This is a genomic window from Corynebacterium sp. HMSC034H07 (assembly GCF_001815175.1).
Classification (GTDB): domain Bacteria; phylum Actinomycetota; class Actinomycetes; order Mycobacteriales; family Mycobacteriaceae; genus Corynebacterium; species Corynebacterium hiratae.
The window spans coordinates 36324-51566 of sequence record NZ_KV819539.1; the positions used below are offsets into that span (position 1 = coordinate 36324).

13 protein-coding genes and 1 pseudogene are annotated in these 15243 nt (G+C 61.8%); 10 read left to right on the forward strand and 4 right to left on the reverse strand.

Annotated elements, in window-relative coordinates; translation table 11 throughout:
* Both HMPREF3009_RS10690 and HMPREF3009_RS10695 read left to right on the forward strand, forming a co-directional pair.
* Positions 1-257: pseudogene (locus HMPREF3009_RS10690) on the forward strand (hypothetical protein); the annotation flags it as partial.
* 6 nt (positions 258-263) lie between these two features.
* Positions 264-809 carry a gamma carbonic anhydrase family protein gene (locus HMPREF3009_RS10695; RefSeq protein ID WP_070681860.1) on the forward strand — a complete coding sequence of 182 codons (546 nt, stop codon included), beginning with the start codon at positions 264-266 and terminating at the stop codon, positions 807-809.
* A gap of 109 nt (positions 810-918) precedes the next feature.
* Here HMPREF3009_RS10695 and HMPREF3009_RS10700 read toward each other — a convergent pair whose 3' ends face one another.
* Positions 919-1575 carry a sulfite exporter TauE/SafE family protein gene (locus tag HMPREF3009_RS10700; protein WP_046646929.1) on the reverse strand — a complete coding sequence of 219 codons (657 nt, stop codon included), beginning with the start codon at positions 1573-1575 and terminating at the stop codon, positions 919-921.
* Positions 1576-1755: 180 nt separating this feature from the next.
* On the opposite strand from HMPREF3009_RS10700, the gene HMPREF3009_RS10705 reads away from it, so the two are divergent.
* The 5 genes from HMPREF3009_RS10705 (at position 1756) to HMPREF3009_RS10725 (ending at position 8457) form a co-directional block, all read left to right on the forward strand.
* On the forward strand, positions 1756-4152 hold the full coding sequence (locus tag HMPREF3009_RS10705; RefSeq protein ID WP_070681863.1) for an MMPL family transporter: 2397 nt from the start codon (positions 1756-1758) through the stop codon (positions 4150-4152).
* On the forward strand, positions 4145-4741 hold the full coding sequence (locus tag HMPREF3009_RS10710) for a TetR/AcrR family transcriptional regulator (protein WP_070681866.1): 597 nt from the start codon (positions 4145-4147) through the stop codon (positions 4739-4741). Before HMPREF3009_RS10705 ends, HMPREF3009_RS10710 begins: the two co-directional genes overlap by 8 nt.
* A gap of 167 nt (positions 4742-4908) precedes the next feature.
* A complete protein-coding gene (locus tag HMPREF3009_RS10715) occupies positions 4909-6129 on the forward strand; it encodes an NAD-dependent epimerase/dehydratase family protein (RefSeq protein ID WP_070681869.1) in 1221 nt (406 codons plus the stop codon).
* Positions 6130-6135: 6 nt separating this feature from the next.
* Positions 6136-7284 carry a glycosyltransferase family 4 protein gene (locus HMPREF3009_RS10720; protein WP_070546183.1) on the forward strand — a complete coding sequence of 383 codons (1149 nt, stop codon included), beginning with the start codon at positions 6136-6138 and terminating at the stop codon, positions 7282-7284.
* A gap of 12 nt (positions 7285-7296) precedes the next feature.
* Positions 7297-8457 (forward strand): DUF6882 domain-containing protein, encoded by a 1161-nt coding sequence (locus HMPREF3009_RS10725; protein WP_070681872.1) that lies wholly within the window; start codon positions 7297-7299, stop codon positions 8455-8457.
* Between the two features lie 39 nt (positions 8458-8496).
* On the opposite strand, the gene HMPREF3009_RS10730 is transcribed toward HMPREF3009_RS10725, so the two are convergent.
* Positions 8497-9531 (reverse strand): enoyl-CoA hydratase/isomerase family protein, encoded by a 1035-nt coding sequence (locus HMPREF3009_RS10730; RefSeq protein WP_070510383.1) that lies wholly within the window; start codon positions 9529-9531, stop codon positions 8497-8499.
* Between the two features lie 97 nt (positions 9532-9628).
* Here HMPREF3009_RS10730 and HMPREF3009_RS10735 point away from each other — a divergent pair, with 97 nt between their 5' ends.
* Complete coding sequence (locus tag HMPREF3009_RS10735; protein WP_232761096.1) at positions 9629-10426, forward strand: HAD-IIB family hydrolase; 798 nt, start codon at positions 9629-9631, stop codon at positions 10424-10426.
* 194 nt (positions 10427-10620) lie between these two features.
* The gene (locus HMPREF3009_RS10740) at positions 10621-12876 is read left to right on the forward strand and encodes an acyltransferase family protein (protein ID WP_232761098.1); all 2256 of its coding nucleotides are present in this window, start codon (positions 10621-10623) and stop codon (positions 12874-12876) included.
* Positions 12877-13136: 260 nt separating this feature from the next.
* Here the strand turns inward: HMPREF3009_RS10740 and HMPREF3009_RS10745 are convergent, their stop codons facing one another.
* Entirely contained in the window at positions 13137-13457 is a 321-nt protein-coding gene (locus HMPREF3009_RS10745; protein WP_070510385.1) for a putative quinol monooxygenase, read from the reverse strand.
* A 107-nt stretch (positions 13458-13564) separates the two neighbouring features.
* Positions 13565-14155 (reverse strand): hypothetical protein, encoded by a 591-nt coding sequence (locus tag HMPREF3009_RS10750; RefSeq protein WP_070510387.1) that lies wholly within the window; start codon positions 14153-14155, stop codon positions 13565-13567.
* A 170-nt stretch (positions 14156-14325) separates the two neighbouring features.
* Here HMPREF3009_RS10750 and HMPREF3009_RS10755 point away from each other — a divergent pair, with 170 nt between their 5' ends.
* Positions 14326-15240, forward strand: a complete 915-nt coding sequence (locus HMPREF3009_RS10755) for an AEC family transporter (protein WP_046646938.1) — start codon at positions 14326-14328, stop codon at positions 15238-15240.
* Positions 15241-15243 lie beyond the last annotated feature (3 nt).

Below are 15243 nucleotides of genomic sequence, written 5' to 3' on the forward strand. Positions count from 1 at the left end.
CCCCAGCCGGTGCGCAGGTGCTCAGCGAGGTGGCACGCTCCGGCGAGCCCGCGCAATTACGCGGCTCTCAGACCACGGTGCATCTCTCCCCCACGACTAAGGAGCAGCGTCCCGTCCACGACCCCAAGAAGGGATGGGCCATCCCGTTGTCGCCCGCAGAAAGAGAAACGCTGTCCCAACTCAACGCCGAGCCCGGCGATTATGAAATATCCGAGTCACTCGCTGTGTCCGTCGAACCCACCCCTGAAGAAAGCTAGTCCGCCATGCTCATCCTCCCCTTCCAAGGGCACACGCCCCGCATCCACCGCAGCGCCTGGATAGCACCGAATGCCACCATCATCGGTGACGTCACCATCGGGCCAGATTCTTCCGTGTTCTATGGCAGCGTGCTGCGCGGGGATGTTGGTGCCATTCGCCTTGGCGCCCGCGTCAATATCCAAGACAACTGCGTCATCCACGTCGAAGCCACTGCGCCGTGTGTACTGGAGGATGACGTCACCGTGGGCCACATGGCCATGCTCCACGGCACGCGGGTGGGCGCGGGCACGCTGGTTGGAATGAAGTCTTCTTTGCTTTCCGGCTCCACCGTGGGCACAGGCTCTCTCATCGCCGCCGGCGCGGTGGTGCTCGAGGGCCAAAACATTCCCGCCGGTGCCTTGGCCGCCGGGGTGCCCGCCAAGGTGCGCCGTGCGTTGAGCCCTGAGGAATCCGCCGCCTTCATCCCGCACGCCGCGCGCTACGTCGACATTGCTAAGAATCAGGCGCCGCATGGCGACGCCCTCCCCCTCGACGAAGTCCTCTACGACTAGCACCGCAACTGCCGTTGTTGACAAAACTCCCGAGTCCGCCGCAAAAACTGACCAGAACTTTGGCAACTAGGGCAGTTCACTTTTGAACTCTTGCCCACCAGCCGGCTCGTTATAGAAGAGCAACGAGACCCATCACCACCAGGAAGGCGGCCACTCCGTAGCCGCTCCATAGTGCCACTGCTGCAGAGTTTTCCCGCGCCCACGCGAAGGCGCGACCAGCCCAGGAGTCTGGCTTCGCCCGCACAAGCGCGATGAAAAGCCCGCACACCGTGGGCAGCGAGAGCGCGAAGGTGGCATAGAAGAAAAGGCCTCCGTATTTAACGGTGTTGCTGAAATCCCCGGCAGCAAGGTGCATCAGCCCATAGAAAAAGGGTACGGAGGTCAAGGACTGGATAACACCCATGGCATAGCCCACCGCGACAGTCTTGGCCGAGGGCGTGCGCAGTGGGCCGAGGAGTTTCTGCACCATGTCATTGGGTTCGCCCTTGGAGCGCCAGGCCAGAAGGCCCAGCCCCAGGCCGATGACCACCAGACCCCAACCAAGCAGCGGTGATTCCAGCGCGGCGGCCACCTTGTCCTGGATACCGACGAAGACGAACATCACCACAGCAGCGGCGGTGAGCACGCCGAACCAGTCACCGACGATGACGAGGGCCGCGATCTTGCGGTAGCTGCCCCGCGGAAGCATGATGCCGATGGCCACCAAGATTCCGATCAATAAGGCGTTGACGGAATCGGCAAAGGCATTGAGCACGGCTTCAAGCATGCGCGCCAGTGTACAGGGCGCCCTTCCAGAACTTATCCAAAGCACCGCGTGGACACGCGCCTAGCACGGCCTCATCGAGGGCCACCCATGCCGTTTGCACACATAGCGCAACTTTGCATACACTGTGCAATGTTTCATTGCAGTTGAAATTTTCACTACCACTTAAACCAAGGAACACGTATGTCTAAATTCCTTTACCGCTTAGGCAGTTGGTCCTACCGCACGGTATGGCCTTTCCTCGCCTTCTGGCTGGTACTCCTCATCGCCTTCGGCGGACTCGTTGCAGGCTTTGCCAAGTCCCCTAACCCGAACTTCGCCATGCCCGACATGGACTCCACCGTCACTCAAGAAGAGATGATGGAGCGCTTCGGCACCGAAACCGACGCTATGAGTGAGCCCGTCGGCGACGTCATCATCCAGGCCCCCGAAGGCAAGACCTTGGAAGACCCAGAGGTCGCGGGGGACGTCGACAAGCTGCTGGCTGAGCTTAAAGGCACCGATGTCCTCAAGGACACTGACTCGCTCGTCAGCCCAGTCATGGCAGCTGCCGGAATGCAGCAGCAGATGAGCGAGAAGATGGCCGCCCAAGGCATGCCGCAGGAACAGATCGATAAGAACCTGCAGCAGCTTTCCCCGCTGAGCGAAGACAAGCGCACCGGCACCGTGTCCATCACGTTTGATTCCGACAACGTCATGGACATCCCTGCCGAGGACCTCACCAAGGTCACCGACGTGCTCAATGACTATGACGGCGACGCCAGCGATCTCACCGTCAAGTATTCCGGCAATGCCTTCAACGGCGCGGCCGAGGGCATGAATGGCTCTGCGGAGCTCATCGGCATCATCGTTGCCGCAGTAGTCTTGCTCATCACCTTCGGTTCTTTCGTTGCCGCCGGTATGCCGCTGATTTCTGCGGTCATTGGCGTGGGCATCGGCATCCTCGGTGTTCAGTTGTGCACCCTGTTCACTGACACCATCTCCGACATGACCCCCACCCTGGCGTCCATGATCGGCTTGGCCGTTGGTATTGACTACGCCCTGTTCATTGTGAACCGCTTCCGCAACGAGCTCATCACATCCTCCGGCCTCAATGATTTGAGCCCCAAGGAGCTGGCACAGGAGCTCAAGAAGATGGACAGGGCTACCCGTGCACACGCCATGGGCATGGCTTTGGGCACTGCCGGTTCCTCCGTGGTGTTCGCCGGAGTTACCGTGGTCATTGCTCTGGCTGCGCTCACCATCATCGGTATCCCGTTCCTCTCCACCATGGCGCTGGCCGCAGCCGCCACCGTCATCATCGCAGTATGTGTGGCACTGACCTTCATCCCGGGCCTACTGGGATTGCTCGGTACCAAGGTCTTCGCCTGGCGCGTTCCGGGCCCCAAGGTTCCGGACCCGGAAGATGAAAAGCCCACCATGGGCCTGCTGTGGGTCCGCCGCATCCGCGCGCACCCGTGGCTGCACCTCATTGCCGGCGTTGTTCTCTTGGGCATCCTGGCCGTCCCAGCCGCGAACCTGCGCCTGGCCATGCCAACCGACGGCACCGCCAAGCTGGGCACCCCACAGCGCGATGCCTACGAGATGACCGAAGAAGCCTTCGGCCCGGGCCGCAACGCCCCGATGATCGCTTTCGTCGACGTCGCCAACGTGGCCGAGCAGGACCGCATGCCGGCCTTCCAGGAGCTGCTGACCAAGATTCAGAGCACTGACGGCGTGGAAAACGCACAGATTGTGCAGACCACGGAGAACGGCGATGCCGCTCAAGTCATGATCACCCCGACCACCGGTGCGACCGATCCGGAGACAACCGAGACGCTGAATCACCTTCGGGACTATCAGAAGGAGTTTGAGGATTCCACCGGCGGCAGCTACGGCATCACGGGCATTACGCCGATCTTCGATGACATTTCACAGAAGCTCAGCGATGTCCTGGTCCCCTACATCGCCATCGTCTTGGGCCTCGCCTTCCTCGTTCTCATGCTGGTCTTCCGCTCCCTGTGGGTCCCGCTCATCGCAGCCGCCGGTTTCGCCCTGTCCATGGGCGCAGCCTTCGGTGTGACGGTAGCGATTTTCCAGGAGGGCATGTTCGGCATCATCGACGACCCGCAGCCGCTCCTGTCCTTCCTGCCCATCATGCTCATCGGCCTCACCTTCGGCCTCGCTATGGACTACCAGGTCTTCCTCGTGACCCGAATGCGCGAGGGCTATGCGCACGGCAAGACGGCGGGCAATGCTACATCGAACGGCTTCAAGCACGGCGCCCGCGTGGTGACCGCCGCGGCCCTCATCATGATCTCGGTGTTCGCCGCATTCATCCTCATGGATGAACCTTTCATTAAGACGATGGGCTTTGCCCTCGCCGTGGGTGTGCTCTTCGATGCCTTCGTCGTCCGCATGCTCATCATCCCGGCCACCATGTTCATCCTGGATTCCCGCGCGTGGTATTACCCGAAGTGGTTGGATAAGATCACCCCGAACCTCGATATCGAGGGCGAGGCATTGTCTTCGAACCGCGAGGCGCTCGTGGCTTATCAACAGGACAAGGTGAAGGGCAAGGAGAAGGTACAGAATGGCTAGCCTGCGGGAGACTAAGAAGGAAGCGACGCGTCGCGCGCTTGCCGACGCCTCCGCAAGCCTCGCCCTGGCACAGGGCAGTGATGCGGTAACGGTGAGTGCCATCGCCGACGCCGCTGGGGTCTCCGCCCGCACCTTCCATAACTATTTCAGCTCAACAGCGGACGCCCTGCTCTACTTCACAGCAGAGGTGCTCGAGGAGTTCACCACCCAGGTCCCCTCTCTTCACCCAGATGCGAAGGATATTACAGAGCTCTTCGAAAAGGTCGTCCTCGATTCTCTGGTCAACGACCACACAGAGCTGCATTCGCTGCCTCCCCTCTTCCGCATAGGTGAAACCCTAGAAAACCTCAGCACCTCAACCGAAGAAAAGGAGAAGTATGTGAACGTGGCGCGCGGTGTCCTCATGGCGTTTCACGAGCGCTTCCCGCAACGGGATACTTTCCACACGGCGGTTCTCCTGCAAGCCAGCGCCGGTGCAGCATTGGTGGCGCTGAAGGAGTGCTCGCGGCCATTTCTCACCCAGGGCGAATACGCTCCCGAGGAATTGGTCCACCGGGCCTTCAGCGCTTTGCGCCATGCCTCGGCTTAACGGTGCAGCCTGAGGAAACATTCACTCACTGTTTACCGTTAAGGGCCCTCATGTGAAGGCCGTAAACGGTAAGGTATTGAAAAGTGCTTGCCGCCGCGACGGGTTTCTCCCCCATCGCGGCGGCGCCATAGCTCATGCCCCCGACAGTGAAAATGGAGAGATAAGTAATGAAGGTAGCGATTCTCGGCGGAGACGGCTTCTGCGGTTGGCCCGCTTCCCTTTATCTCTCCGACCAAGGCCACGAGGTCATCATCGTGGATAACCTCTCCCGGCGCGCCATCGATGAGGAGTTGGGCGCGGAATCCTTAACACCCATCGCCTCCATTGAGGATCGCCTGGCCGCGTGGACCGAGGTTTCCGGCAAGACCATCGGCTTCCGTAACCTCGACGTGGCCCAGGACTACGACGGCTTGCTGGAGTTCCTGAATACCGAACACCCGGATGCGGTGGTGCACTTCGCTGAGCAGCGCGCCGCCCCCTATTCCATGAAGAATTCGCGCACCAAACGCTACACGGTGGATAACAACATCAACGCCACCCACAACTTGCTCGCCGCCATCGTGGAATCTGAGCAAGATATCCACGTCGCCCACTTGGGCACCATGGGTGTCTACGGCTACGGCACCGCCGGTATGAAGATTCCGGAGGGCTACCTGGATGTGCAGGTGGATGCGGGCGAGAATGGCGTCGTCAAGCAGCAAATCCTCTACCCCTCCAACCCGGGCTCGGTCTACCACATGACGAAGGTCCTGGACCAGCACCTGTTTGCCTACTACACCAAGAATGATGAGCTGCGCATCACCGACCTACACCAGGGCATCATCTGGGGCACGCACACTGAGCAGACCCAGAAGGACGAGCGCCTCATTAACCGCTTTGATTATGACGGTGACTACGGAACGGTGCTCAACCGCTTCCTCATTCAGGCCGGCATTGGTTATCCGCTGACCGTCCACGGCACCGGCGGACAGACCCGCGCCTTTATTCACATTCGTGACATGGTGCGCTGCATCGAGCTAGCCCTGCAGAATCCGCCGGCACGCGGGGAGCGCGTCAAGATCATCAACCAGATGACCGAAACCCACCGCGTGCGTGACCTGGCAGAACTACTGGCGAAGATCTCTGGTGCGGAAGTGGCTTATGTGCCGAACCCGCGCAAGGAATCCGCAGAGAATGAACTCCACGTCACCAACGACACGTTCCTCGAGCTCGGCCTGGAGCCGACCACTTTGTCGGAGGGGTTGCTCCACGAGGTGGAGGAAGTCGCGCGTAAGTACGCCGACCGTGTTGACCGCTCCAAGATTCCAGCCCAGTCGCTGTGGACGCGCCAGCAGCACGCTGGTGTTCCCGAAGCCTTGGCCAACGGCGCGGACGCTGCGGAGGCTTAAACCTTCGTGCGCATCGCTATCGTTACCGAGGTCTTCCTGCCCAAGATCGACGGCGTGGTCACCCGCCTGACGCGCACGCTGGACCAGCTGGCCGCGATGGGCCATGAGGTGCGGATTTTTGCCACAGGCAAGGCCCCTGACACCTATGCCGGCTTCGAGGTCACCCGCATCCCCAGTTTGTCGCTGTGGGTCTACCCGGAGATTAAATTCGGTTTGCCCTCGTGGAAATTCTTCAAGGAAATCCGGGATTTCGATCCCGATGTCATCCACGCGGTCAATCCCATTTGGACCGCGGCCCTCGGCGTCTTTGCCGCGCAGCGCGATGCCGTACCGCTGGTAGCCAGCTTCCACACCAATGTCCCCGAGTACGTTGAAGCGCTGGGGATTGGGTGGACTAGGCCGCTGACCGAAGCCGCGCTGAAGTATCTGCACAACCAGGCTGCGGTGAACCTGTGCACCTCCGGCCCCATGGTGGATAAGGCTCGGATGATGGGGATCCGCAACGTGCAGCTGTGGCCCAAGGCTGTTGATACGCAGACCTATCACCCCAGTCGCGCCACGGAACAGATGCGCGAGCGCCTGACCGACGGTAACCCGGATTCCCCGTTGGTGACCTATATCGGCCGCGTCTCCAAGGAGAAGGACTTGGAACGCCTCGATCACGTGATGGAACTGGTGAGGGCACAGCTTAGCGACGCCCGCCTGGCCATCGTCGGCGATGGCCCCGCCTTGGAGGAGCTCAAGTCCAACTTCGATCCTGCGCACACCGTATTCACGGGCTACCTCTCCGGCGAGGAGCTCGCCGCCGCCTTCGCCGTGGGGGATGTCTTCCTCTTCCCCTCCGCCACAGAGACCTTGGGACTCGTGGCTCTCGAGTCCTTCGCCTCTGGGGTTCCGGTCATCGGCACGAATGCCGGCGGCATCCCCTTCGTTATCGAAGAAGGCGTCACAGGACATCTCATCGAGCCCGACGCTGACGACACCGCGTGGGCCAGCGCCGCTCTCGGCCTCCTGCGTGATTCCTCCCGCCGGGCGCAGATGGGACAGGCCGCCCGCCGCGAAGCTGAAAAACATTCCTGGGTAGAATCCACCCAAGCCCTCCTTCAGGCCTACGAGGAGGCCATCGAGCACCCCTTCCGCAGGAATACAAACTAGTCAAGGAGACCCATGGATTCAGCCCAGAACCTGTACTCCGCTGGCGCCTTTATCCAAGCCGGCATCGACGCCACGTTTGCCTCACGCCTAGGCGTCGTTCGCGACGTCGAGGTGAATTTCATTCCCACCGATTCCGTATCAGCAGCCTCGGAGGAAGGGCAGCCAGACCTGGATCAGCGCGCCGTCGTGCGTTTTAGCACTGATTCCGGGGTCTATGATTTCGATGGACTGCGTCTTGCCACCATCCACAACGGGGAGCTTCGCTGGGCCACCGGCATGGCAGAGCACGCACCGCAGCCGGAATTCCACGGGCCACAACCTGACTCTGCCCTGCTGCGCGGCTTGGCACGACGGCTGGTGGGCGACCGGCCTGTTGTCCGCGTCCCACAGGGCGATGGCGAAGCATTGGTCGCCGTCGATTTCGCGGAGATTAACCCGGATCCTCGGGTGAGCATCCTGGCCGGAATTGAGCACTCAGGGGACGTCGCCGGTGGGGTCGACGAGCGCCTAGCCACCGCCGAGTTGTCCTCCTACCTGGGCATTCTGCAGAGCCACGCGGAAAATCTCGCGCTTTTCCACGGCTCCCGGATCGTAGGTCTCCCCCAGGCCCCGGGCCGCGTTGGGCTCAGCGCGCGCGAGGTGTTGGCCGACGCCCACTTCCTCGCCACCGAGCACAACTTCTTCTTGGAGGCCCGCTTCCCCAACCTGTGGGCGGACCTTGATCCTGTTACGTCGCGGACCGTGGTGAACTCCGATTACGGCTCGCTCACGGTGCCCGCGCACCTCATCGCGACGATCGACGCCTCCACGAACGCCTTCACCTGGGCCTGGGCAGATGAGCTGTCCAGCTCCATGTCCGCCCAAGCAGCGGCGAACCTGCGCCGCTTCGGATATGACCAGGCTATCCCCGAGTTGATTCGGGCCCGCGTGTCCATCACTGAGGCACGCTCTGCACGCTTGCCACAGCTGGCCATGCCAGTTCTGGGCCTGTGGACCTTGCTGCCAGTGCAGCTTCCCGACGGCCGCCAAGGCCTCGCGCTGTCCGATGCCCCCGCGTTCCACCTCCCCGCACCGACTCCGGCGGCCACGCAAGCCACCCTCAACGTTGCGGTGCCGGCAGGCGTGGACGAGCAGCGGGCGCGCGCTGCCTACCACCGGGCGCGCCCCCTATAAGTGCTCGGACAGCGCTGAGTGCGTGAGCGGCTGGGAGCGTTAGGAGTTCAGCACGGCGCGGAACTCCTCGACGTCAACCTCCTCTGTGGTGGCCGGGTTAAACGCTGCGTCCTGGGTCTTGTCCACTAGTACCGCGCGCACGCCCTCAGAAAAGTCGGGACGGCGGTACATGTGCATGCCCAGCTTGAGTTCCAAAAGGAGGGCCTCGCGAATGTCGTCGACACCGGCCTCTGCCTCATAAAGCTCGTTAGCCGCGATAATGGCAGCTGGGCACGCCCCTGCCATAAGGCGGCGGACCTCACCGGCAATGAGCGGGCGCTTGTCCAGCTCCGCGGAGATTTCCTCCCACGTTGGCAGGGCAAACGTCTCCTCCAGGTCCTTGGCCACCTGCTCCAGCGGGGCGGGCTCTTCGGGTGCGGGCAGGGCGAGGTCCTCCAGCGCGGCATCAATACCGCGCTCAATGGCGGCCTCAATCAGCTCGTGTGCATCCTTGACAACGTGGGTTGCCACGCCAGTCCACAACATGTCTGCGGCATACATGCGGTATCCACTAAGACCCCAGAACTTGGCCAAGCCCGGTGAGGCGATACCGCGGGTGCCCACCATGCGCTGGGCCGCATAGGCCACACCGACGTCGGTGACATAGCCGATGTTCATCTCCGGCATCGAGGCGAAGGCCTTTTCCGTCACCACGCGGTGCGAGCCGTGCAGGGAAATGCCCAATCCACCGCCCATGACAACACCGTCGATGACGGCGATATAGGGCTTCGGGAACTCTGCGATATCACCGTTAGTGAGGTACTCGCTGGCGAAGAAGGCATCGACCTCCTCCAGCTTGCCTTCCGCGATTCCCTCCCGCGCGTGACGCACATCGCCGCCCGCGCAAAATGCCTTAGGGCTATTGGAGTAAATCAGGACCTGCTCAATCTCATCGTCCTGCGCCCACGTTTCGAGGGAGCGGCGGATGATATCGATCATGTCCGGGGTCAACGAGTTCAGGGCCTTCGGCCGATTGAGTTCGAGGACTCCGGTATGGTTGCGGACGGAAACGAGTACTGGATCAGTCGTAGTCATGCGCACCAGTGTTCCATATCACACATGTTTCAGCCACCTGTTTTTGAGGCTGGTTTTAACATCGACCCCTGCTTCTAAACCCAACCTTCAGATTGGTGTGAATTTCTTGCTCCCACAGCTTGTTGCTCTTGACATGGACGGCACCCTCCTCGATGCCCACGGTCAGCTGCCCGCAGACTTTTCAGAGCTTGAGGAGCTCGCCACTGCCCGCGGCTGCGAGCTGGTTCCGGCCTCGGGACGCCAGCTGGCCACCCTACAAGACATGTTCCCAAAGGGTGGCACATTCATTGCCGAGAACGGCTCGGTGATTTTGCGCGGCAGCGAGATCATCGCCACCTTCCCGCTGCAGGAAGAAACCGTGCGCGCGGCGCGCGAGGCCGCAGCCTCCATCAGCGAGGCACACACCGTCGTTCTCTGTTCTCCGGAGACCGCCTACGTGGCGCGGGATGTCACGCAGGCAGCACGCGCGGAGATTTCCAAGTATTACAAGGCGGTCACGTGGGTCGACGACTTGGACGACGTCCCCAATAGCGACATCATCAAGATCGCCATCTTCTGCGAATCCGGTTCCGAGGCTCACCTCTACGAGCCGATTCGTCGCGCCGTACCGGAGGACAACGTGGCGGTATCGGGCAAGGTCTGGCTCGATGTCATGGCCCGCGGCGTGGATAAAGGCGCAGCCTTGCTCAAGCTCGCTGAACTTGCCAACGTTCCAATCACCGCCACCGTGGCCTTCGGTGACTACCTCAATGACCTCGAAATGCTGCGTGCCGCTGGGACGGCTATCGCCATGGACAACGCGCATCCGAAGCTGAAGGAAATAGCGGATATTATCGCGCCTGCCAATACCGACAATGGTGTGAGCACGGTGCTGCGCCAGCTTCTGCGCACCTAACACGCTCCCAGGAAACCTTCCCGATTCTCTGCCACCACCCGAGTAGGATTACCCCGGTTCCCTAGACCCCCGATCCCTTACGTGTGGAGTGTTCAGTGAAGAAGTTCCTGCGATCCCCTGGGCCCCGTGTCCCTCGTCGGGCCACGGACACCTCCCTTGAGCTGGACCCGGGGTCCCTCCCCAAGGCATCCGCTGTGCGCAAGGCCAAGCTGCACAAAGCCCGCGAGGCCGCCGAGGAAACCCCCTCGCCGCGCCGCCGCCCGCTCCCGCGCGCTACGCGGCCACAGCGTATTCAATCTACCCGGCCGCAGTGCGACGAACAGCCCCGTCCGGCTCAGCCTGTCGAGCGGATCGCCAAGGCCGCTTCGCAGCCCCCAGCTCAGCCCACACCCGCCGAGAGTTCCCCCGAACCACGGCCTGAGAATGAGATATCGCGCGCCTTGGCGCGGCGCTCGCAGCCCGTCGGCACACCGACGAGCAAGCAGCTCAAAACACCACGCCCCTCCCGGGAACAGCGCCAAGCCGCGCGACAGGACAACACGAAGGGCGCTGACACTCCAGCGGTGCCAAAGGAATCTGCCACCGTCACGCGCCAGCGTCGCGCGCGCCTGCGCCCGGTACCGGGCTTGGATGGGCTGCGCGGTCTCGCGGTCTTGGCGGTCGTGCTCTACCACTTCTTCGGGGATCTGCTCCCCGGCGGATACCTCGGCGTGGATATGTTCTTTGTCCTCTCCGGCTTCCTCATTACCTCGCTGCTCGTGCGCGAATTCGCCGTGAGCGGGCGCATCAGCCTCACCGACTTCTGGGTCCGGCGCTTCCGGCGCATCCTTCCCGCAGCGCTCGTGGTTTTATGCCTGTGCACGGCCCTCGTCGCGATGATTGGCGGGGACCTCGCCGTGGGGATCCGGGAACAATTCTTGGGTACCTTTTTCTTCGTCAACAACTGGACCCAAATCGCCACCAGCCAGACCTATTTTGCGCCCAATGAGGTGCAAGTCTTCGCCCACTACTGGTCCCTAGCCGTTGAGGAGCAGTTCTACCTCCTATGGCCCCTGCTCATGTTTGGCGCTTTTGCTCTGTCGCGGCGCCAGCCCAAGCGCCTGCCCATCGCGCTTTCTCTTGTCCTCGCCGCCGCCTCCGCTGCCGCGATGGCGCTGCTGTTCACTCCGGGCGAAGACCCCACCCGTGTCTACTACGGCACCGATACCCATGCCTTCGGCCTCCTCATCGGTGCGCTGTTATCCCTTCTACTCACCTCGACGTCTAAGGAGGCGGAGGCGGACTCGTGGGCGTCGACAAGCATGGGTGCTCTCGCCGGCACCGTCGGAGCCCTCGCCCTGGTTGGTTACCTGGCGCAGCTGGTGTGGATGGGCGCGGACCTTGAGTTCACCTACCGCGGCGGCCTGGTCCTCACCAGCCTCCTCGGCGCGGCAATGATCTGGGGCGTGGTGCGTGAGACCGGACCGCTCACATGGCTCTTCCGCACCCGGGTGATGCGGTGGCTGGGCCAGCGCTCCTTCTCGCTCTACCTGTGGCATTGGCCGGTAGTGATGATCCTCCGCGAGCTGTCTGATGCCCCGGCGTGGCTGCTGGGACTACTCGCGCTTCCCGTGTCCTTCCTGTTGGCTGAAGTGACGTATCAGTTCGTGGAAAACCCCTTCCGCCGCGCCGGATATGTCGCCACGTGGCGCACCTATTGGGCTTCGCGCCCCACGGTGGCCGAGATGAAAGACGGTTTCGGCAAGGCCATGTGGCCCGCCGTGCCCGCCATGGTGCTCCTCTCGGCGCTGGGCGTGGCCTATGGGCTGGTCACGTCACAGGACCAGACCGAGCTGGAACGAGAATTGGAGCGCATGTCCCATGCCAATGAGCAGGCAGCGGCATCGGCCCCGGCAACACCAACAGAGACCAAGAAGCCGAAGGAGAAGCGCGCACTGCCTGCGGGCACGGCGATCAACGCGGTGGGCGATTCGGTCATGCTTGCTGCTTCCGAAGCCCTCAACGAGCGCTTCCCCGGAATCCTCATCGATGCGGAGGTTTCCCGCCACTATGCCGAGGCGATTGCAGAAATCCGGCAGCTGAAGGACTCTGAACAGCTACGCTCCACCGTCTTTGTGGGGCTGGGCACGAACGGGCCGGCTGCGGACGGCGAGATGGATGAGCTCCTCACCATCCTCGGTTCCGATCGCACGGTTATCCTCGTCGTGCCCTACGGCGAGCGCGACTGGATGGGTCAGGCGCGCGCAGAGATTATCGAGGCCGCAAAGGAGCACGACAACGTCTACGTGGCCGACTGGTGCGGCATGGCCCAAGAGAACCCGGCGTTGCTCTACGACGACGGCGTGCACCCACAGGCCGAGGGCGCAGCGCTGTATGTGCAGGCGCTTTCCGACGCCCTCGAGCAGTACGCCAACGGGGACAAGTCCAGCACCACGGCCTGCTCGCTCTAGCCTTCGGCCGCTCTCGAGTCAGCTGCTCTCCAATCAGGGCAGTGCGCTAGCAGCATTGTCCCAGCAGCACTGCCAAAGTTGACAAAGTTCTGGCCAGATCCTGCGGCGGGAGCACATGTTTTGGCAACTCGGGCAGTTGACGTGATTCGCCTCTAGGTCTGAGCACATAGAAAACGGCCGGGGATGTGCCTCCCCGGCCGTTCTCGCTTCGCCGTTACTTGTGTGCTTCCTTCTTACTGGAAGCCAAGCTGCTCACTCTCCTATACGGAGAATTCAGCCATCTTATCCCAATTGGTCTTTCCATCGATGTGAGTGTTGATGATGTCCGGCGTCTCCACCAGGTACTTCGGGAGCTCCTCGCAGGAGCGCTTGAAGTGCTCGGTGTTGACGTGGTCAACGTCGGTGCCGTCCTTGTAGGACTCGAGGAGCAGGAAGCGCTGCTTGTCTTCCGGATCGCGGAACCACTTGAAATCGATACAGCCGGGCTCAGCCTGGCAGGCCTTGGTGTACCAGTCGATCTCGTCGAGGAAGGTCTCGGCATACTCGGGCTTGACGTGGAACTGTACGTTGATCAAAATCATGGGCCCCACTGTAACCTTCTCCACGAAAACGTGCAGAAGGCCCCGCCAATGGCTGAACTGAGCTAGCCCAATTCCAGCAGGGCCTTAAAAAGAGCCTCTCGGGAGGATTATTTGTTGAAGAAGTACTCCGCCACATAGACGTAGGTTCCGTCAAAAGCTTGGGCGACGCCGAAGCCGGTGCCATCCGTCTTGGTCACGGGCACGTCGCGGTTGAGCCAGTCCACGCGCTCCTTGGCCTCAGATTCGGTGAGCTTGTAAATGTTGCCGCTGCCCTCCTCCAGGTGGGTCAGCCCATCGCCTGCATTGTCGTGGAAGGTGACCTTGCCAGCTGCTGCCTGGTTTGCCCACTCCTGCGCGATGTTCTTGGCGTTGGCATCCTCGTGGTGGCCCTGCTTGAGCAGGTGGGCGTGGGTAGCACCAACGAGTTCGCCGGCGACGGCCGGGGTCGGCTTCTTAATGAAGCCCGGCAACTGGACGTTAAACTGCTTCGCCAGGTCATAGGCCTGCGCAGGCAGCTCGATCTCTAAAGAGTTGACCTGCTCAACGGCCTGGGAAGACAGCTGGTTTACGTCCTGCAGCTGTGCGGAAGAGGAGTTAACCGGGGCGGCCTGGGCAGCGGACACCGACAGAGCAGTGGTGAGGGTAGCTGCCACGGCGGCGGTGGCGGACATGCGGGAAACACGACGGAAAGAATTCATGCCTTCCACCGTGCCACAAAAATGCTTCGGCGGAAAAAGACTTCCCGCTCATGTGGGATTTTCGATACCACTTTGTTATCACTTGCCGGTGGCTGCATGCCGGCATGGAAGAATAGCCAAGGCTGGCTTTAGTATGGATTTTTTAACGAGTATCCGAAAGGTGATCACTGTTGCTGGACGTCTTAACCGGTTTCGCCATCATTTTTGTGGTTATCGGCGTGGGCTTCATCATGGCTCGGCGCGGCGTTATCGGCGAAGGTGAGGCGCGCCTGCAGTTCAATCGCACGGCGTTCTGGGCGGCGACCCCAGCGCTGATCTTTTCCAGCGTGGCCACCTCTGACACCTCGGCCTTTGCCTCGCCGGTTGTCGCCGTCATCGCGATAGCTTCGGTCGCCACGATGGCCTTGTATTGGGTGCTGAGCGCGTTATTCTTCCGGCGTAGCGGAGCGGAAACCATGGCCGGCGCGGCCGCGGCCAGTTACTACAACTCGGTCAACATCGGGCTGCCCATCGCCACCTATGTCATCGGTGATGCCACCTTTGTGGTGCCAGCGCTCGTGCTGCAAATGGCAGTCCTCTCGCCCTTCATCATTGCCGGCCTCAACGCCCAGGGAACAAGCCTGCGTTCGATTTTAAGTTCCGTGGTCTCAGGGTTGACAGCCCCAGTGGTCATCGCGGCGATCGCCGGCTTCATCGTGTCCGCCGCAGGCTGGCACGTCCCCGACGTCATTATGGCTCCGCTCGAGATCCTTGGTGGTGCCTCCATCCCGATGATCCTGATGAGCTTTGGCGCCTCACTCACCGGCGACGGGCTGTTAGCCGTTGACCGCCTGCCGACGATTACCGCCACGGTTCTCAAGCTCATTGCTATGCCGGCGATTGCGCTGGCGGCCGGCTTGGCGTTGGGGCTGAGCGGCAACGAGCTCTACACAGCGCTGATCTTGGCCGCGCTTCCGACCGCACAGAACGTCTACAACTATGCCGCGACCTACCAGTCGGGAGAAACGGTGGCGCGCGATACGGTCTTCCTCACCACCTTCCTCTCGCTGCCGGCGATGCTGGGCATCGCGGCTCTCTTCGGGTAGGGC

Excerpts from the sequence above, each read along its gene's own strand:
- HMPREF3009_RS10695 (WP_070681860.1), top strand. The coding sequence starts at position 264 with ATGCTCATCCTCCCCTTCCAAGGGCACACGCCCCGCATCCACCGCAGC.
- HMPREF3009_RS10700 (WP_046646929.1), bottom strand. The coding sequence starts at position 1,575 with ATGCTTGAAGCCGTGCTCAATGCCTTTGCCGATTCCGTCAACGCCTTA.
- HMPREF3009_RS10705 (WP_070681863.1), top strand. The coding sequence starts at position 1,756 with ATGTCTAAATTCCTTTACCGCTTAGGCAGTTGGTCCTACCGCACGGTA.
- HMPREF3009_RS10710 (WP_070681866.1), top strand. The coding sequence starts at position 4,145 with ATGGCTAGCCTGCGGGAGACTAAGAAGGAAGCGACGCGTCGCGCGCTT.
- HMPREF3009_RS10715 (WP_070681869.1), top strand. The coding sequence starts at position 4,909 with ATGAAGGTAGCGATTCTCGGCGGAGACGGCTTCTGCGGTTGGCCCGCT.
- HMPREF3009_RS10725 (WP_070681872.1), top strand. The coding sequence starts at position 7,297 with ATGGATTCAGCCCAGAACCTGTACTCCGCTGGCGCCTTTATCCAAGCC.
- HMPREF3009_RS10730 (WP_070510383.1), bottom strand. The coding sequence starts at position 9,531 with ATGACTACGACTGATCCAGTACTCGTTTCCGTCCGCAACCATACCGGA.
- HMPREF3009_RS10745 (WP_070510385.1), bottom strand. The coding sequence starts at position 13,457 with ATGATTTTGATCAACGTACAGTTCCACGTCAAGCCCGAGTATGCCGAG.
- HMPREF3009_RS10750 (WP_070510387.1), bottom strand. The coding sequence starts at position 14,155 with ATGAATTCTTTCCGTCGTGTTTCCCGCATGTCCGCCACCGCCGCCGTG.